Source organism: Bacillus sp. FG16 (assembly GCF_057809515.1).
Window position 1 is genome coordinate 1 of sequence record NZ_JBMDKC010000049.1, and the last position, 19517, is coordinate 19517.

At 33.3% G+C, this 19517-nt stretch carries 23 protein-coding genes; 5 read left to right on the forward strand and 18 right to left on the reverse strand.

Features of this window, described 5'->3' with window-relative positions; translation table 11 throughout:
• From ACODS7_RS18065 to ACODS7_RS18105, 9 genes are all read right to left on the reverse strand, one after another.
• On the reverse strand, positions 1-779 hold a 779-nt coding region (locus ACODS7_RS18065; protein WP_488827242.1), incomplete at its 3' end, for a hypothetical protein.
• Entirely contained in the window at positions 776-1366 is a 591-nt protein-coding gene (locus ACODS7_RS18070; protein ID WP_098138999.1) for a TetR/AcrR family transcriptional regulator, read from the reverse strand. The genes ACODS7_RS18070 and ACODS7_RS18065, both read right to left, overlap by 4 nt.
• 239 nt (positions 1367-1605) lie before the next feature.
• Entirely contained in the window at positions 1606-2115 is a 510-nt protein-coding gene (locus ACODS7_RS18075) for a ribonuclease FAU-1 family protein (RefSeq protein WP_029442609.1), read from the reverse strand.
• A gap of 205 nt (positions 2116-2320) precedes the next feature.
• On the reverse strand, positions 2321-3379 hold the full coding sequence (locus ACODS7_RS18080; protein ID WP_098139001.1) for a hypothetical protein: 1059 nt from the start codon (positions 3377-3379) through the stop codon (positions 2321-2323).
• 12 nt (positions 3380-3391) lie between these two features.
• Positions 3392-3865 (reverse strand): tetratricopeptide repeat protein, encoded by a 474-nt coding sequence (locus ACODS7_RS18085; protein ID WP_142315947.1) that lies wholly within the window; start codon positions 3863-3865, stop codon positions 3392-3394.
• Between the two features lie 141 nt (positions 3866-4006).
• On the reverse strand, positions 4007-4696 hold the full coding sequence (locus tag ACODS7_RS18090; protein WP_016081196.1) for a phosphopantothenoylcysteine decarboxylase domain-containing protein: 690 nt from the start codon (positions 4694-4696) through the stop codon (positions 4007-4009).
• Between the two features lie 15 nt (positions 4697-4711).
• Complete coding sequence (locus ACODS7_RS18095) at positions 4712-5515, reverse strand: AAC(3) family N-acetyltransferase (protein WP_000783341.1); 804 nt, start codon at positions 5513-5515, stop codon at positions 4712-4714.
• 230 nt (positions 5516-5745) lie between these two features.
• A complete protein-coding gene (locus ACODS7_RS18100) occupies positions 5746-6147 on the reverse strand; it encodes a GNAT family N-acetyltransferase (protein WP_016081195.1) in 402 nt (133 codons plus the stop codon).
• Between the two features lie 56 nt (positions 6148-6203).
• Positions 6204-7142, reverse strand: a complete 939-nt coding sequence (locus ACODS7_RS18105) for a DMT family transporter (protein WP_098629549.1) — start codon at positions 7140-7142, stop codon at positions 6204-6206.
• A 290-nt stretch (positions 7143-7432) separates the two neighbouring features.
• On the opposite strand from ACODS7_RS18105, the gene ACODS7_RS18110 reads away from it, so the two are divergent.
• A complete protein-coding gene (locus tag ACODS7_RS18110; RefSeq protein ID WP_224980238.1) occupies positions 7433-7819 on the forward strand; it encodes a hypothetical protein in 387 nt (128 codons plus the stop codon).
• Positions 7820-7851: 32 nt separating this feature from the next.
• On the opposite strand, the gene ACODS7_RS18115 is transcribed toward ACODS7_RS18110, so the two are convergent.
• From ACODS7_RS18115 to ACODS7_RS18150, 8 genes are all read right to left on the reverse strand, one after another.
• Positions 7852-8376 carry a DinB family protein gene (locus ACODS7_RS18115; RefSeq protein WP_000653846.1) on the reverse strand — a complete coding sequence of 175 codons (525 nt, stop codon included), beginning with the start codon at positions 8374-8376 and terminating at the stop codon, positions 7852-7854.
• A gap of 15 nt (positions 8377-8391) precedes the next feature.
• Positions 8392-8892 carry a GNAT family N-acetyltransferase gene (locus ACODS7_RS18120; RefSeq protein ID WP_029442614.1) on the reverse strand — a complete coding sequence of 167 codons (501 nt, stop codon included), beginning with the start codon at positions 8890-8892 and terminating at the stop codon, positions 8392-8394.
• A 33-nt stretch (positions 8893-8925) separates the two neighbouring features.
• Positions 8926-9471 carry a GNAT family N-acetyltransferase gene (locus ACODS7_RS18125; RefSeq protein WP_088115433.1) on the reverse strand — a complete coding sequence of 182 codons (546 nt, stop codon included), beginning with the start codon at positions 9469-9471 and terminating at the stop codon, positions 8926-8928.
• Positions 9472-9486: 15 nt separating this feature from the next.
• Positions 9487-10188, reverse strand: coding sequence for a nucleotidyltransferase domain-containing protein (locus tag ACODS7_RS18130; protein ID WP_029442616.1), 702 nt, complete (start codon positions 10186-10188; stop codon positions 9487-9489).
• A 16-nt stretch (positions 10189-10204) separates the two neighbouring features.
• Positions 10205-10888, reverse strand: coding sequence for a DNA alkylation repair protein (locus ACODS7_RS18135; RefSeq protein WP_043938056.1), 684 nt, complete (start codon positions 10886-10888; stop codon positions 10205-10207).
• A gap of 228 nt (positions 10889-11116) precedes the next feature.
• Positions 11117-12073 carry a PLP-dependent cysteine synthase family protein gene (locus ACODS7_RS18140; RefSeq protein ID WP_088115434.1) on the reverse strand — a complete coding sequence of 319 codons (957 nt, stop codon included), beginning with the start codon at positions 12071-12073 and terminating at the stop codon, positions 11117-11119.
• Positions 12074-12248: 175 nt separating this feature from the next.
• A complete protein-coding gene (locus ACODS7_RS18145) occupies positions 12249-12638 on the reverse strand; it encodes a VOC family protein (RefSeq protein WP_000800667.1) in 390 nt (129 codons plus the stop codon).
• A 188-nt stretch (positions 12639-12826) separates the two neighbouring features.
• The gene (locus tag ACODS7_RS18150; protein ID WP_029442619.1) at positions 12827-13648 is read right to left on the reverse strand and encodes an MBL fold metallo-hydrolase; all 822 of its coding nucleotides are present in this window, start codon (positions 13646-13648) and stop codon (positions 12827-12829) included.
• A gap of 418 nt (positions 13649-14066) precedes the next feature.
• On the opposite strand from ACODS7_RS18150, the gene ACODS7_RS18155 reads away from it, so the two are divergent.
• The 4 genes from ACODS7_RS18155 to ACODS7_RS18170 all read left to right on the forward strand — a co-directional run bounded on the left by ACODS7_RS18155 (position 14067) and on the right by ACODS7_RS18170 (position 17293).
• On the forward strand, positions 14067-14714 hold the full coding sequence (locus ACODS7_RS18155) for a DJ-1/PfpI family protein (protein ID WP_016081186.1): 648 nt from the start codon (positions 14067-14069) through the stop codon (positions 14712-14714).
• 150 nt (positions 14715-14864) lie between these two features.
• A complete protein-coding gene (locus ACODS7_RS18160; protein WP_029442620.1) occupies positions 14865-15692 on the forward strand; it encodes a peptidoglycan-N-acetylglucosamine deacetylase in 828 nt (275 codons plus the stop codon).
• 157 nt (positions 15693-15849) lie between these two features.
• Positions 15850-16512 (forward strand): DUF3841 domain-containing protein, encoded by a 663-nt coding sequence (locus ACODS7_RS18165; RefSeq protein ID WP_029442621.1) that lies wholly within the window; start codon positions 15850-15852, stop codon positions 16510-16512.
• Positions 16513-16621: 109 nt separating this feature from the next.
• Positions 16622-17293, forward strand: coding sequence for a TerC family protein (locus ACODS7_RS18170; RefSeq protein WP_098139009.1), 672 nt, complete (start codon positions 16622-16624; stop codon positions 17291-17293).
• 59 nt (positions 17294-17352) lie between these two features.
• On the opposite strand, the gene ltaS is transcribed toward ACODS7_RS18170, so the two are convergent.
• Positions 17353-19326: a lipoteichoic acid synthase gene (ltaS, locus tag ACODS7_RS18175; protein WP_029442622.1), complete on the reverse strand. Its 1974-nt coding sequence runs from the start codon at positions 19324-19326 to the stop codon at positions 17353-17355.
• Between the last annotated feature and the right edge of the window lie 191 nt (positions 19327-19517).

Here is a 19517-nt window from a genome sequence, read left to right on the forward strand (position 1 = left end):
TATCCATATCGTAATTTATGCCGAAGACAAACATCCTTTATTTTCTCTTCTATCTTTTTCTGATCTTTAATCCACTGTAACCAATAAGAAAACTCACATGCTAAATGCATTTGATGGGATTTAATTAGGATATTCGGACAAAGGGCTGGGAACTCAACAACTAGACTTACTTCTATCCCTGTATCAGTATCTTTAAATTGATGTCGAACTCCACCAATAGTAGTACCATCTTTCATACGTGCAACACCTGTTGATTGGTATTGATAAGATTTATCTCTCGGTGTTTTCAATCCGGTTTCGTCACCAAAAACAATGAAAAATTGAACTGGAAACGGAGAATTACCAGTAGTTTCGATAACCTCTAATTCATTTTCCCCAAAGGGTCTTAGTACATAGTGATCAGGACAAGCAGATAAATTCACTTTGTTGTTTTCACGTGATTGTTCAAGCATCAAACTATCAATTCCATGTATAGCTACTTCTGCTGTAATCCCGTCTAAATAAATACTAGTTTTCGAAATTTTTCGTCTATCACCAGATAAAAGAGTACAGATACGCATACCTATTGCACTTAATCTAAGTTTTGATTTCAACTTTTCGTACATTTCATTGTATGTATATCGCAACTTTATTTCCGTTAGCTGTTTTATCATGACGTCTGTATCATTTATTTCAAGCTCTTTATGTCCTAATGTATATAATACTTTTTTTATCCGTTCTCTTTTCCATTTTATAAGTTGTTCTTGTGAGATATTATTTCCATCGATAATAATTTTCATAAACTTTCTCCTTCCTTTTGATTGTATCGTAGTGTAGTTAATACTAAATTAACCATTTCATGTTTTGTATCTAGATTCAACTTTACTTCTGAATGAGCAATACTGCTAAGACCGTATAGAATAAACCCAGAAGCTAATAATGAGTTATCAGTATAAAAAACCCCTACGTTTACTCCCTCTTCAATTACTTGTCTAATTAACGGTTGCATACGTGCGAATAATTTCTGTTCCAGTTGAAAATGTTGTTCCGTCTGAAACGAACTCACATTTTTATAGGGTGCTAACTTTTCAATAAATGTCCAAAATATATCTAGTGAATCTTTCATCTTTTGTATGACAGACCGTTCATTTGAAATAAGTATTTCTTCAATTAACTCCATATTTTTCACAATAAAGTCATTTAAAACTTCATCAACAAAATTCTCTTTAGACTTGAAGTAATAATAAAATAAACCCGTTGCTACACCTGCATGATTCACAACATCTTTTATGCCAAATCCTTTCATGCCATTTTTCATATATAGTTCAAAACCAATATCCATTAACTCTTGGCGTCTTACATCTGGTTCTTTTGATATTCTTTTCATACGTCATCTCCTACAATGTTTTCACCACGACTGAATCTGATTCAATCATAAACGACTGAACTTGATTCAGTCAATATTATTTCATAAATTTTAAATCCATTTAATAACTAAGCAACAAAATTTCTACCAAAAAAAAGTAATCTCAAGAAATATGCTACTAACCTTAGATTTATCAAAAAAGTTAGACCATATAACTTGAGACTACTCATTTCCATTCAAAATATTTATGTAATTAAATTTTAGTTCTTCTGCACCCTGGCTGTCTCCAAAACTATTTGTGGAAGCTCTTTTTGAATGATTTCTTTCAGTCCATAAAGAGCTTTCTTCACATAACCACCTTCGAAATTTCCTAATGGTTCTGGTAATTCATCCTCATCTAATATGAAGTATTCTCCATTTGGAAGTACCATAATATCGATGATTAAATCTTCGAAGGAAACCACTTCGCCTTTTATTTGTGTATTTTTTACGATATTAAAATAGGAACCTAAATACTTCCCTTTTATATCTCTCCATACGTATAAATTGTACGGACGATCTTTCCAATAATATGCGATTGTATAACTCCCTTTTGGGATTGTTAACTTAGTATCATTTGCAGTCATTGTAAATGAATACTGCACCTCGTGAAATAAAACGATACTTTGTGATTGCTTTTCAAGTAATAAACAATTGTGATCTACTATTGTTGAGTTATACCGGATTTTTCTTTCTATAATTTCACTTTTCGATGTAAGTAACTTATTCATTATTTTATTTCCCCTTGCACTAGTTCTATCCTCAATTATATCCATTTATCTAACGATAAAGAAGTATATAGTTTTTTATATAATGATTTATACAAGTACACAAGAAAAACTCCTTCTTATTTAGAAAGAGTTTTTCACTATCCATGTTTCATATTTTTTCACTTCTAACGGAAGCTCATTTGTTTTTATGTAACTAACAGCACTATTACTCATGTGTTAACTTTTCCTTAACCGCATCATAAAATTTTCGTTCTTCATCAACATTTAAGTGCACACGACTTACTGTTTTAGAAAATCCATATAACAACTGTGCTTTCACTGGCTCTTTTAATGTTATTTCAAAAGTAGCAGGTTCTTTTATGAACTCCATAACAGTTGCATCCAATACCTGTTTCCCTTCTTTTGCCGTTAGCAATTCATCACCCTTGTAGAACGCAATATTATCAATTTGTGTAAATGGTATAACAATTTTCTTTCCTAATCCAATTTGAATGATTACTTGTTCTTCTGTTACGATAAGTGGATTTTTACGCATCGCTTGTATTTCAGCTATAAAATAAATCATCGCGTATACATTTAAAATAAGTAAAATCCATGCAATTACTGGATTCCACTGGTGTAGCAAATAATGAAAACCAATACTTTCTATTAAGGTCGCATGGATGATCATGATATATACACCTATTGCACCAGTCTTTTTGTGATATGAGTATACGGATTCACCTTCTGGTACTTTTTCACGCCACGATAAAAATGCATAATAGATTAACTTACACTCCGTTACAATGATATCTATTAATTTATTTCTTTTCATAGTAGCGTCAAACGCAGCATCAATTGCATAAGAAAATGAAGAGTACTCACTTTTATATTCTTTATATTTTTTTATTATGGTAGGAAGCTTTCTAACAATTTTATATAGAAGGAATAACTCTAAACATACAAAAGCAATTTCTCCTGCAACTATAATATAAGAAACGTATGAAAAATCTTGTAAATAGTCACTTGGAATAATAAATCTTGCAAAAATATAACCAGCTATTACAACAGGAACTATATACGTTAACGAGTATCTTTTTCGAATAATGAAGAAATACGTGATGATTGGAATGACAAACATGCAATCTAATAATGACCCAAGCACAACTTCTTTCGGCGCAGCTGGTACAATTGGAAGAGCATACAATAAATAGTTTGATAGCATAATTAAAGAGACGAGTCCAATCCAAATACCTTTTCGCCTTCGCGATAGTGTAACATTCATACGTTCACTCCTTTATTTAAAAACCTCATTTAAGTGGTCTTTATAAAATGAAATGGCACGTTCAAATCCTTTTACTTCCTCTACTTTCACGACAGTTTCAAGTAATAATTTCATCGCTGACTCGTGATCGTTTACGTTATATTTTGCTAATGATAAAAACACTTTCATTGGATCGTTCTCTGGGAATTTTTTCACCCCAGCTTCTAATACTGTAATTGCCTTTTCATATTCCCCTATACAACGATATGTACTTCCTAGACCAATATAAGCACCGCAAAGGGATTCGCCATCAAGTCCATTTGCGATTGCCTGCTCATAATACGGAACTGCTTCTGTTTCTAGCCCCATTACATCATGTATCCACGCACACTGATACAGTACTTCTGCATCCTTTGTAAAGTTTGTTAATCCTATAAGCATCTCTTTAGACTGCGCATATTTCTTTTCGTTTCTAAGTTTAATAGCTTGCTTTAATAAATGTTCCATAGAATCCACTCCTCACCAATTATTCTGTGTATAGCTCTTGATTGATATACGCTTCACATTCGTGTAAAAGTAAAATTCCCACCAATTAAAGTTTCGCTTACTTATTACTATGCGGATTCATTCTTATCTAAAAACTTAATTTTAAAAAGCAGTGACACGATTACATAATACCTCTAAGCTTTTGACAATTTCTTTCGCCGTTTCATCTTTTCCATTACACAACTTCCCTTTACCATCCTGTCCAATTACATAATGTACAGCTCCACGCGAATATAAAGAATGTGGTGAATTTGCAATCATTACATTCGCCCTTGCTTCTTTCATTCTATTTTTCGCTCTTTCAAACAGTTCTTCTTCATTTAAATCACTTTCAAGTTTAAAACCAACAAGTACTGTTTCTGGGTCCCATTCTTTTATTTGTTTTAATACTTTTGGAGCCTTTTGAAAGTGAATAATCGGTGCTATATCACTTGAAATTTTTCCGTCCATATTAAGAACATTACCATCTTGATCACAAATTTTCTCCACAATCCAATCTGATCCAGCCGCTGCCATAATGACTGCATCAACCTTTTCATGTGTGATGATACTTTTCATTTTATCTTGTAAATCAACAATTCCTTCAAATGGATGTAATTCTAACCCTCTATGTACATCGCTCGGTTTCTCCGCAAAATAACCGTGCAAATATATAACATGTGCCCCTTTAGCTATAAGTTCTTCTGCGATTATCCTTCCGATTGTACCTTTAGCCATATTCGTATGCCCGCGTACTTGATCCCATTTTTCTAGACAACCACCGCTCGTAATTAATACCTTTTTCCCCTTCATTGTAACCATCCCTTACTAATTTTTCTTACGAAACCATTCTGTTCCAAAGTCAACTATATCACGCTGTTTCATTAGACGACACGTTGCATTCCCTATCTTCCCGTTTTTTACAGTTCCTTTTCGCTCAAACTCCACACCAATTTCTACAAACTTCTCAGATTCGTAATCCATTTCAACAAACTCTTTCCACACTCTTTCACCGTTTTCTATAATAGGTGCTCCTACTTGTATTAACTCACATGCACCAGTACGCACCTCGGATAAATGAACAGACGTATTTGAATCATATCCAACACCAATTAATAATACGTACCCGTCTAAATCGTATATTTTTCTTAATGGAGATTCTTCTCCAAAGCTCATTGATAATGAATGGTTCATTGTTATTTCTACTGCATGTTTTCCCCATGCAGCAAAACTTCCTAACGGATGATTACTACGTACTACATTCGGATATGTACGAAAACATTCAACTATTTCACCCATTCCCCTTGTTGGGGTTATACGTGAATCAAATGCAGGGACGTTATCTCGGATAATTTGCCACCAGTCTTCCGGTACAGGTGGTCTTGACCAATGTTTCGGATCGGACAAATCCGAAGATTGCGTTGGCATTATTATCGTTCCTTCTTCCGTAACAACTTTCATTAATGCTTCTACTACGGCAACCGCACCACCAGATATCCATCCGATAGAACTTAGTGATGAATGAACGATAATTGTCATTCCTTTTTCGATTCCTAATGCTTTTAAATCTTTTGTTATTGTTTCAATTGTATTTGGAAATTGTGTGCTTGCTACTATTTCATTCATTTTCATATTGGTTCCCTCACTAGCCACGTAAATTTAAACTTTTATATAAATATATTATCATATTTTTCTTAATTTTTAACTTAATCATATTCATTACTACAAAAATATGTATATTGGTGTACTGAAGCCTCAAAACTCTATTAAAATCGTAGATATTGATGAGCGAGAGTTTTTTGAAATGAAGAAAAATGTAAATCTTATTTTTTTAAGCTATACTCCATATGCATATTTTTATACTATTTTTCCAAATAACAATGAAATCTTTCGATTCCCGTATATTTTTCTCCTAAACTTTTAACTTGAAAACCCATTCTTTTATAAAATTCTACCGCCCCATCGTCTGTCTCTGCTTCTATATAAGTCAATTGATATATTCTTACAATCTCTTTAATCATTTGCAGTGCAATTCCTTTTTGACGATAATCTGAAGCCACTGCTATATGACATACTCGTGCTTTAGTTGCTCCGATTACTTCAATACCTATACAAGCTTTTTCTTCATATTTGTACAAAGTCCCTTTATTACTTTGGTAAAATAATACTGCCTTCTTTAAGCTTATTTCATTTGGACCGACGGCATATTGTAGCACATTTAATATTGAATCTTTTTCAATTTGTTCAACACGCTGTAAATTCATATTTTCATCCCTTTCTATGAAAAAAGACTAACTCTTAATAAAAAGAGCTAATCTCATTACGCCGTTATTTTTTCTTCTTTTTTTACAACGACAGCCACATAACTATGAAGTATCATTCCAATAATAACGAGACTCATACCAACCCAAGATAAAGATGACGGAATTGGTGCAGATAACCAGATCAGCTCTCCTACTAGCGCAAATAAAACTTCACCTGACTGCGTCGCTTCCACTGTTGCTAGTTTTTGTGGATCATCTTTCACAAGATCTGTTGCAAAGAAAAATAATATTGTCGCGATTAACCCAGAACTAACTGCTACAATAAAACATTGAAAAACTTGGCTACTTGACGGTAATCCGCCAGTTGATACTTCGTAACCAGATAATAAAAACCAAAATGGTAAACTTGCTAATGTCATACCGAGTACTCGCTGAAATACATCTAATTCCCCTTTACAAACTTGCATCATTTTTCGATTTCCAAGAGGATACGCAAATGCTGCAATAAGTACAGGAACTACACATAAAACGGTTTCACGAATACCTAATGAAGAAGCATGTTCTACTTGCATGAGAACAACACCGAATAAAATAATGCCCGACATAACTAATTCCTTCATCGGAAGTTTTTTATGTAGTGGATCCACCACAAAAAATGGTGTTAACAAAATCCCTGCAACGATTGTAATTTGCCATGTTGATGCAACGAGCCAACCTGGTCCGAACGCTCCAGCAAAACTAAGCGGTGCATAAAAGAGACCAAATCCAACGATACTCCATACTAACCATTCTTTCGGATTGTTTTTCATATATTGAAAGAGTTGCTTTAAGTTCCCTCTATACATAACAATAAGTAATAGCATTGGAACCATAAAATAATACCGTAATGATGCACTCCAAATCCAGCTTCCACCTTCTAAGTCCATTGCCCGGTTTAAAACAAAGGTAAAGGCAAAGAAAAATGATGCCAGTATCCCTATAACAATTGCTTTCATTGTAAAACCCCTTGTATTTAATTTTTAATCTCTACAACATATATTTTAGTATACGCGATGAAAAATCTACATACAAACTTACATTTCACTTTCCATTCACTTGCAATGAAAAAGATAATAATACATTCATTTATTATACTTAATATAAAAACATTAAACAGAAATAATTTTAAAAATAAGTTACTTCTATGGATGTGATAACACTGAAAATATACAGAGCCTCTATACAATCTATTTTATTTGTACTTTCTTTCGGAGTTGTTTTCCTTCTAATAAGTGTTTTATCTTTAATGGAAGAATTTGATTTACTAGGAATTATTTCAATATTTTTCTCCTTATGGCTACTAAAGTATGCCCTAACCTTATGGAAAACACGTGCAAGCGATATAGGTTCCTATTGGGATGATGAAGGAATTGTAGTAGATTTTCATGGGAATAAAGTGTATTGGTATGAAATCAAGGATATTACATACCAAAATTTTCAAGGATCAAAATCTACCTTAATCTCGACCCATTATACTCACCATGAAAATATACGAATCCGCCATAAAAGATGGCTACCAACTATTGCACATTCAATTTACTGGTTTTCTATTGAAAAACCAAAAGATTATCATAAAAATTTAATGATAGCTTGGGAAGAAAAGCACACAAATAAAAATAAACGCCTCCTTTAATTATTATTTAGGGGCGTTTGTTCATTCAAAAATTAAAGAATATGTAGTTTATATTCTCTATATAATTTCCTCAATCGACTTATATGTGCTTGATGATACCGATTATGATCTGCTATATGCCAAATTCCCCATCTTATAGTCGCATTTTCCCCTTTTTCATACAAAACTTCCCGCGTTAAATCAGTTTCTGTTAGTTTCATACATTCTTCATAAAACAATTTTTGCACTGCTTCATAATCTTGCATTAACTCTTGCAACGTGTATTTTCTTAAACTCGGTATTTCTCCTACTTCATTCAACATAGGACCATATTTATTTTCAAATGCTGTTGGAACATCTTCTCCCTTGAAACGATACACCCAATGTAAATCGACAACTGCTAAATGCTGAAGTAACTGCCCAATACTATTTTCATTATTTTCAGACCCTTTATAGGATAGTTCGTTCTCTTCAGTACCTTCTACTAACCTTTGCAATCTATTAAACGTATCAGCAACCGTCGCATACAAAATCGCTACTTGAGGGTCCAGATTTCTTTCTAAATGGAGATCTTTCATACAAAACTTCCTCTCTTAAAAGAACAACACCATATGTTCATCATCACTATACACACCATTCATTTTTATAGCCCTTTTTTCAATTCCGTACGTTTTAAATCCCATTGATTCATATAATCGTTTGGCTGGTTCGTTCGTTGACACAACCCCTAAATTCAATTGCTCTAGCTTCATCTCTTTTGCCCTTTCAATTGCTTTACGTATTAAATCACGTGCAAGACCACTTCTTCGATTTTCAGTATCTATATACATTGCAACGATATGTCCTTTATGCTTATATGCGTCCTTTTCTTCTGTTAATAAAGTAACAACCCCAACTAAACGATTTTCATTATTAAAAGCACCAAATGTAAAACTACTGTTGGATGAAAGATTACTAGCAACTCGTTCAAGAGGGTTTTCTTGACGTACTGCTTCTTCATAAGTCGTTACAAATGCTTCTGGATTTACTTGTAGTGCTTGTAAACGTAACTCCCAATATTGTTTTGCATCCACTTTTGTAAGTAATCGAATCATTTTATCTTCCCCTTTTTAATTGACATAATATTTTTATAGGTTATTATTTTTTGATTCATACTCTTCTTTTAATATACTGTAACGATAGCGATGAATGAACTTTCCCTGTCTTAATCGATCATTTCTCATTAACCCTTCGCATACAAATCCGGCATTTTCATAACTCTGTTTAGCTTGTGTATTATCTTCATCTACACGTAACCAAATTTTCTCCAATTCAAACTGGGAAAAACCTATTTGTAACATGCTGTTTAGAGCTGCCATTCCAAATCCTTTACCCCAATAGTCTTTATTTCCAATCGCAATTCCTAGTTCTGCATTTTTATTTGTTTTATCAAAATTTTTAAGGTCTACCCATCCAATATGTATACCTTTCTCAGTAACGATCGCCCTTTGTTCATAACCATTTTTTCGGCTTATACAAGCTTCAATCCAGATTCTCGTATCTCCACGAGTGAACGGAGGATATTGGTTTGGTACGACTAAATGCTTTGTTACATCTCTATCTAACGACCATTGATAGCGATCTTCTACATCATCTAATGTCAATTCTCTTAATTGAACATATGGTACATTCATTTTTCTCTCCCCTTTTTATTTACCAATAGAAAATCCTTCGAACACTCTTCCACCATACTGTTCTAACGTCATTTCTATAAAATGAATTAATTCATTTTTCTCTCCCATTTTATAAAAATGATCAAAAGCCGCTACAAATTTGTTTGCATATTGCTCATCATATCTTCTTAGCACTCTAATAAACCATTTTGAACTCCCAAGCCACCTACCATTTACTCTTAATACATATTCATGTACTAAATCCGCTAATAAATTAGCGATAAACAATTCTTCTTCTCTTTTTGTTGCACCAATAAAGTCATCTAAAGTATCCGTAATAAAATATCGCTTCTGCTTAATCGTTTCTTCGGTCCATTTAGCTGGTCCTTTATGTAGTAAATCATTCGCTTCTTTTTTTAATTTCTCAACAATTTCCTTTTCCCCTTTTAATGCAACCCCTTCTGAAACTAATTGTGGTAACGACGGTCTCCCTCGATCACAATCCATTTTGAAAAAGGTTTTATATGTTGTAAAATTATGAACAAACACCTCAACAGGCCATCCATTACTATAGAAAGATTCTCTATAACAAGAAGTTAAACTTTGGTCAACTATTACAATATCAAGGTCAGATGTTTTCGTCGCTTCTCCTCGTGCAACGCTTCCACCGAGTAAAGCTACATCACAATTCGGAAATTGTGATGTAATTATGCTTTGTGCTGCTTCAATTGGTTTCATAGCCGTTCCTCTTTTCTTATTTCACTTTCTTTTTTTCAGCTCTTTCTCTCGCTTTTTTTATATAGCTTTCTGCATCTGGTGTTTTACATGATGTTGCACCGTGATTAACCTCTACTTTTCCAATTTCACGTGCAATTTCAATTGCTTGTCGCTCTAAGTCTTCATTACGAATTCCTATTGCGATTAAAGCACTATTCATCGCTTCTTTTTTTCTATTTTTTTCATTATGTATATTTTCTTTAATCTCTTCTAAGTATGGAGAGAAGAAACCATCATGTAACTCTTTATTTTTAATCGATATATTTGCTAACAAAGACCAGCCAGCTCTTCCAATCCATTCATCATTAGACTTTGTCCACTCTTCCATTCTTTCTATTGCAATTGGCGAAGTACATATAGATGTCATAAAAACATCCATTAAACAGTAATAATCAACATCCTGAACCCAACTATTAAGCTGTTCTGTTGTTAAATTCTTCGGGTCTAAAATATAAGTTGCTAATGTCATTGCGTCCATATTTTTCGTTTCCCACAATTCAACTGCTAAATCGTGATCTTTTTTTATTTTCTTTTTTAACAATTTTAAATTTGCAAAACTAACTCCGAATAGTGGCTCTTTCGCTCCGTGGTTTTTATACGTTTTACGATTTTGTTCTGTTCCATATTCCTCTAGTTGCTGCATTACTTCCTCAAGTAACATATACCCACCTCTTTATCTTTTCTGTTGACTGTATATATGTATGTACGATATATTCTACATTACTTTTCGGTTTTCCTATATTTATTTTTAAAATACGGTATGTGAAATTTCTAAAGATTGCACAGCTACACCATCAAAAAACTGTACATGTTAAACATACAGTTTTTTGATGGTATCAATTTTGCGTAGAATAAGATATAAACTACGAAAGAACTTTTAATGGTCCTCTCAATCACCTATTTTTTCAACTAAATTTTTTACATCTGACCACTCTTCTATTGATCCTGCGTCCGGAAAAACTGTAACTACATTAAAATTCGCACCTTTTTCTTTCCCAATTTGTTTAGCTGCTAATAAATTCGCTGCCGCAGAAGTTCCTATTTTTATACCAGTATCTTTGTAAAAACGTTCCATTTCATACAGGGTATCTTCATATGAATAAGTCCATTGTTTTTCTATCAAATTTTCTTCCTGTTCTATGAAATGTTGTTTCCTTCCTAAGCCGAACCCACCTGATCCAGCATATTTCTTTAAATCATTTGGTGGTTGTTCCGAACCATAAGGCAATTCAGCAGGCATTACTAAATGTAGTTCAACATTTTTTGTATAATTCTTTATTGCTGTATAGACTCCCATTAGAGTTCCACCAGTACCAGCAGATGCTACCCATGCATGTATTGGTTTTCCAATCATTTGTGCAATAATTTCTCGCCCTGTACCTTCTATATGACTTACTAGATTTGCATTATTATAATGTTGGAATAAAAAGTATAATTCTGGCTTTTGTTTGCTAATCTCTATTGTTTTCTCAATTACTGCGTAGAACCCTTTACATTTATCAACTAAGATTACGTTAGCACCATAACGATCAAGTTCATTTAATAGAGATTTACCGGTTCCAGAACTTAAAACTAACGTGCATTGAATCCCTAAATAATTACAAATACACCCAATTGACCTCGCTAAGCTTCCACCACTATACTCTAAAATATTTTGTTTTTTGTCCGCTTCTTGTAAATATTTATTAATCATTCCAAGTGCCGCCCTATCCTTAATTGACCCTGTAGGGTTATGCCATTCACATTTAGCATAGATAGAAAGGTCCTTCGTTTCTTCGCATTTTAATTTCATGAGAGGTGTATTTCCAACATGTTTAGAAAACTCTTCAAAATGGTTTACTATCATACTTTTATACCTCCTTCATAAATTATGTTTATTACATTTGTTCTCAGCCAAAATACTTTCTACATTTTAATAACTCTCTCAATAAGATCTTCTTATATAAAAATCCCTACAAACACTGTAGGGATTTATGTCTAAATCATTTTGTTACACTCTATTTCATATGAAAATAGTTTCTTTATTCAGATGCATTCATAAGCACAATTCTCCAACCATCTGGATCCTCTATTGTGGTTCCTTTCTCTATCCAATACGGGTTTTCTGGTTCCACCTCATGATAGCCCATATTACTTAATCGATTCACTATCTTTTCAATTTCATCTTTAATAGGCATATAAAAAACTAGTAAATTATCTTTTGTCGGTGCCGGACATGGACTTCCATTAACATGTGTAGTAAACTCCAAATGATACTCTTCATCTGGTAAACCAAACATCACCCCGTCATATCCTTCATGATTGTGAAATTCCCCTATACGTTTTAATCCTAATCCTGTTTCATAAAAACTTATCACTTCTTCAAATTTATCTGTTGGTCTTGCAATTCTAAATTGAACCCAATTCTTCATGCAAATCTCCTCCTTTTCATTTTCCAAAGCTTTATAGTAATTAGTATAGGTTACATATATTCCCTTTAACATCCCTCATTAGTGTGAACTTCCTAAGTTGAAAGACCTATTAGTTAATAAACAATAGGACTTTAGTATAAAATTCATATAAAATTAGTTATATAAATGTAGAGATGAATTACAAGCTATTACGTATGAAATAGTTCTCCTTGCAGGGCCTTTATATACCGATCAGCAGATCTTTGTACAGCTTTATTCGCATCTTCCACCACACCATGAAATGCATTATATAGTCGACTAAATTGGATATCTTTTACCTTCTCTGCCATATCTCTAACTTTATTCGCTGGTAATGGAATGAGATTGGGATAACTATACATAAAACTTACCCATTTTCGATCCGAAACTACTTGTATAATATCACCTGATAACAAAATACCTTTCCCTTCATTACCGTCTATCCAATGTATAACAGTTCCACCCTTAAAATGGCCTCCTAAGCGATGCAATGTAAGTTCTTCCGATAATATCAGATGCTCCCCAGACCAAAATTTAATTTGCTTACTCGGACGAACCACCCACTCTTTATCATCTTCATGAATATAAATAGGTACATTGAATGTTTCCGCCCATTTAACTTGTGTAGAGTAATAATGTGGATGAGAAAGTGCTATTGCTTGAATACCACCTAAATCATATATACGTTTTACCGTTTTATCATCTAAATAACTAATGCAATCCCACATAACATTTAGAGTTTTACTTTGTATTAAAAATGCTGTTTGTCCAATCGCAAATTTAGGTTTAGTAGTAATGCTATACAAACCGCTTTCTTCTTTTATTATTTCGTTTTTGTATAAATTGCTATTTTGCATCGTTTCTAATGTTGTCCATGACTGCCCAATTGGATTAACATATTGTCTTTCCTCATTACAAATTTTACAGCGAGAAGGTGGTTCTTCATTTTCGGGATACTGTACTCCACATGTAGTGCAAATATAATTATCCATATTCCCACTCCTTTTTTCATATAATTGTTTCTTTACCAATATTTTAATAAAAAACAAAAATATTCGAATCAATAATTGGAACGAAAATGAAATGATACGAAAGTATGATTAGTCTCCTTTCGTTTTAAGACTTTAGCCTAAGTACTATATTTTTCATTTCTTCTTTCTGTGAAAGTTGCATATCGTTTTTAATAGAAATTCCAAGTAAATTTAACTTTTTACCCATTAAATAAGTGAATACATCTTTTCAAAATAAATGAACCTATTCATAGATTTCGTCACACCTTTGACACAGTTGCACTAAGCGATACACATTAGGGGTATAGTATATTTAAAGTAACGATAAAAGAATATTCAATAATTTTATCTTCCTTATCGTTACTAGATTCAATTCGTAACAAATAAAGGAGAGGTTTTAATGGAAATCGTTATTATGCTCTATGATGGAATTACTGCATTAGATGCTATTGGTCCATACGAAGTATTTGCTGCAGAAAGCAATAACAACATAAAATTTGTTGCTAAAACGAAGGGATTAATAAAATTAGATTCGAAAATGGGCTATTTACATGCTGATTACAATTTTAATGAAATTACTTCAGCAGATATTCTTGTTATTCCTGGATGTCGTCCGCCTAACTTTACACAACTTATGAAGGATGAAGAAACTCTTAATTGGATTCTCCAAATACATAAAACGACAAAGTGGACTACAACTGTATGTACAGGCTCCTTAATCTTAGGTGCTACTGGTCTACTAAATGGTGTTAAAGCTACTAGTCATTGGAGCTGTTTTAACTTACTTCGTTCTCTCGGAGCTATTCCAACTGAAGAGAGATTCGTGCGCCATGAAAAAATTATAACAGCTGCTGGTGTATCTGCAGGTATTGATATGGCCCTTCAGTTAATAGCTTGGGAATTTGGAGATGAAAAAAGCAAAGCAGTTCAACTCATGTTAGAATACGACCCTAAGCCTCCCTTTGATACAGGTTCTCCTAAAAAAGCACATGCATCCTTATTAGAAGATTTAAATTTGATGATTGAAAGTTTAAATAATAAAGTTTAAATTCATCCTATTTTTCAAAACTGCAATTGATATAAAATCTTGCATACTTTTGAGTAAACTTTTTTACACTTGTAAAAAAGTTTTTTTGCATTTCCCTACCTATAATTGCTAATATAGTAGAGTAGAACTTTTATAGAGAGAAGGAAAATTATGCACAATGGAATTCGAATGACAACTTTAGTAAAAAGGGCTATGTTAGTTTGTGCGGGGGTATTATTCACATACGAAGCGGCTTTTGGATCAGTACATACTGCTCTAGCTAGTACAGAGGATGAAGCAAAATCTGTTCAACTTGTAAGTGAGATTCAAACATCTCTTGCTCCGAAAGAAGCTCCTAAACATTATAACGGGCAAGTTAGAAAAGTCGCTTATTTAACATTTGATGACGGTCCTGGAAAATACACAGCTGAGCTTTTAGATATGTTAAAGAAAGAAAATGCAAAAGCAACATTCTTCCTAATTGGTTCAAACGTAAAAGCTTTCCCTGATCTTGTAAAACGCGAAGATGCTGAAGGCCACTACGTTGGGATGCACAGTATGACTCATAACTACAAGAAACTTTACACAGAAGGTCATTACGTAGATGAAATGAAGGAAGACCAAGGCTTAATCGCTGGTGTTTTAGGTAAATCACCAGTATTAACTCGTCCATCTTACGGCTCTATGCCAGGATTAAACGAAGCTCTTCGCAACAAAGTTGTAGAAAATGGCTTAAAAGTTTGGGATTGGACAATTGATTCTTTAGACTGGAAATACAACAAAATGCAAGTTGATGCTGCATCTACTAAAATTGTAGAGAACGTGTTACATGGTGCTACAAATCCAACAGAAGTTATCCTTATGCATGATATTCATCCACAATCAGTAAAAGCAGTACCTGGAATTATTAAAGGACTGAAAGAAAAAGGATATGAATTAGAAGCATATAATGAGAACGAACATTTCCCATTAAACTTCTGGCATGATAATCGTATGTAATGAAAAGACTTGATTCCCTTTAGCTGGGAATCAAGTCTTTTTGTCGTTTTGGGAATTACTCCTCGTATATTCGACTCAAATTCCCCCTTCTCTAATATCAATAAAAATTCAAAATCACATGTTATACTAAAATTTAGTTTAAATAAGTAGGTGCCATATGATCGTATATACAGTACAAACTGAAGAAGCTTGGAAACAATTTAAGAAACTTGGTTATTTAGAAGGTAATAAAGAATTCATCGATCCAGACGATTTCTATTCATATGACTGGATGGTGCGCGTTGCTAAAACAAGATTGCCTCATTACGAAGGTAACTATCCTATTTGGGTCTGGGAAGCAAATAATTACCCAAATCGAAATCATAAAGCTTGGGGTAGAACAAATTCAAAAATGGTAATTTTAACACTAGATGTACCGAAAGAATGGGTACTATGGAGCTATTTTGACTATTGGTGCTGCGCTATGACTGATGGATCAATATATTTACATACAAAAAATAAGTGTACTTTAGATGAATGGTATACATATATGGATAAAAAATACGAGATAATATTTGATTTCGATTATTTATTATCTCATCCTGATTGGTGTCTAGGTAAAGAGGATTCGTTAGAAAAACAAGGTGTTATCGGCAACATCCCCCTTTCCTTCGTAAAAAAAGTAAGGCGTTTTCGCGCTAAGGAAGATACATCTATTAATGAAATCAGAAGTGATAACTGGGATAGTAGAAAAGAAAACCGTATTAAAAAGATGAATCGAAAATTAAGAAAAAGAATCGAAAAACAAAAAAGATTGCAAAAGCGACTTATACGAAATTAAAACAGATTTATCAAAATATAGTAAGAAATTATGGATTGAATATAAAATTTCAACCCTTTTTATATTATCAACACTTTAGCACATATTAACCATAAGGAGTGATATGTATATGGAGTTTCTCTCATCTGAATATTTGTCTGCCTTGCTTGCCATCATTGTAATCGATTTAGTGTTAGCCGGAGATAATGCCATCGTAATTGGATTAGCAGCAAGAAGATTACCGAAAGACCAACAAAAAAAAGTTATTATATGGGGTACTGTCGGGGCAATCGCTATTAGAGCCCTCGCTACCTTAGTTGTCGTTTGGTTATTAAAAATACCTGGTTTACTCCTAATTGGCGGTATACTTCTTATATGGATCGCTTACAAGTTGATTGCTGAGGGCAAAAATCATGATATTAAAGCCGAAGAAGGATTTTGGTCTGCTATTAAAACCATTATTATCGCTGATGCGTTAATGGGCATTGATAATGTACTCGCTGTTGCAGGAGCTGCCCATGGTAACTTTTCTTTAGTAATCATTGGTCTATTAGTTTCTATTCCTGTAGTCGTATGGGGCAGTACATTGATTTTAAAATGGGTGGATCGTTTTCCTGTCATCATTACGATTGGAGCAGCGGTTTTAGCTTATACTGCTGCAAAAATGATTGTAGATGAGAAATGGTTTGCTGGATTTTTCGAAAGTAACCCTTTCATTAAATGGGCATTTATTATTATTATCATCGTCGGTGTAGTTTTCTTTGGAAAGGCAAAACAAAAAGCAGCAGCTAGTTCTGTCTAATAATGATGGTATATTTACAAATAAAAAGCGCTATTCATATGAATAGCGCTTTTTATTATTTATTTAGCTTCCCCTTCCGGAGTCGTTTTTACCTTCGTTTTGTTTTTATCACGATTGTTATAGTTATACTTCGAACGATCTACTGGAGTGAATCCTTCCGGTGTGTAGAATCGTAATAAGTCACCATTTACGACTTGGTCAGAGTATTTTAGTGAGTTTTGAACCATTTGTTCATTTTTCTTTATTTCATCTGTAAATTCTACAGGTTTTCCAGTTGTTGTATCATAGTATTTGCCGTTCAGTGCAGTAACAGTTGGGCTTACGTAGTTACCGTTACGGAACGCAACGACTTGTTTATGCTCTGGTGATAATAAATCTGAACCGAATTGAACATAGTTTTTCGTATCTGTACCTAGTAAGTGTAATAACGTAGGAAGAACGTCAATTTCACCGCCATATTGATGTTGTACGCCACCTTTCACTCCTGGTACACGAACGATTAAAGGTACACGTTGTAACTGTGCATTTTCAAATGAGTTCATTTCTTTACCCATTACTTTTGACATTGCTGCGTTATGATTATCTGAAATACCGTAATGGTCTCCGTACATAACGATAATTGAGTTATCATATAAACCAGATTGTTTCAAGTAATCGATGAAACCTTTTACAGATTCATCTAAATAGCGTGCTGTTTGGAAGTACGTATCTACTGATGAATCGCCTGTTGTCGCTGGTTCAATTGTTGCTTCTGCCTTATCGATTGGATAAGGGAAATGGTTCGATAACGTAATAAACTTCGTATAGAACGGTTGTTTCAACGTTTGTAATAACGGAATAGATTCATTAAAGAACGGTTTATCTTTTAATCCGTAGTTTACTACATCTTTTTCATTCATATCATAGTATGACGCATCAAAGAATTTATTAAAACCAAATGATTTATAAATATCGTCACGGTTCCAGAATGTTTTGTAGTTACCGTGGAATACTGCTGATGTGTATCCTTGTTGTCCTAAAATAGCTGGTGCTGATTGATACGTATTATGAGATTTCGTTGTAAAGACAGAACCTTGCGGTAAACCAAACATTGAATTCTCTAACATAAACTCCGCATCAGATGTTTTCCCTTGTCCTGTTTGATGGAAGAAGTTATCAAAGTATAGTGTATTCGCATCTTTTGTAAATGAGTTTAAGAACGGTGTAACTTCTTGACCATTTAATTTGTAATCAATTAAGAAGTTTTGGAATGACTCTAAATGAATATAAATTACGTTCATTCCCTTTCCTTTACCAAAATACTCAGGATTTGGACTTGCATAAGTTGATGTTAAATAATTTCTTACTTCTGTCATATTATCCCCATCAGCTAATGCTCGTTCTGTTGATGCTTTCGCACTTTGAATACCATCGTAAATTGTGTAGTTGTATGCCCCTAAATATTTCACAATATAATTTCTATCGAATGTTCTTGTTAATAATTCAGGACGGTCGGATTCTGCAAGACCTAAGTTAACACTGAATAATAAAATACCTGCTACAAATACTAGAGATAATTTATGCTTCGCAACACGAATTGGTTTTGGATTTGCGAATTTTGTTGCGACTAACACAATTAATATAATCGTGTCTAAGAAGTATAGTGGATCATAAAGATGTAGCAACGCAAGAATACTACCACCTAAATCTCCAAAGTTATTCGTTTGTGTTAATGTCGGGAACGTAATAAAGTCACTGAAAAAGCGATAGTATACTACGTTTGCGTATAAAAGAATCGACAATAACAAGTTGATAACGATTAACCAAATATAAGATCGTTTCCCTTTTGCAAATAATGCAAGTCCTAAAAATAGAACTGCTGAACTAAGCGGGTTGAAAAACAGCAAGAATTTTTGGATTGTGTTTGAAATTCCTAAATTAAATTCCGTTACATAGGCTGCATACGTTTTGAGCCACAATAAAATAACGGCAAACAGAAAGAATCCAAAATGATTGCTTAACACACTTTTGCTCTTTAATAAGAACTGTTTCATTTCTCCACCTCTTTTAATCATCCAAGGCTTATTTTTTATAAGTCTGTCTCTCTATTCAAATTTTCTTCTTCAAATAGATTATCTTTATTTAACTATATGAAGAATATTAGTAATTATAATTTGAAGCTAGTATTTATTCAACTATTTCTTTTTAAACATTTTGACCTTGGTTTCTATTTAACAAAATAAAT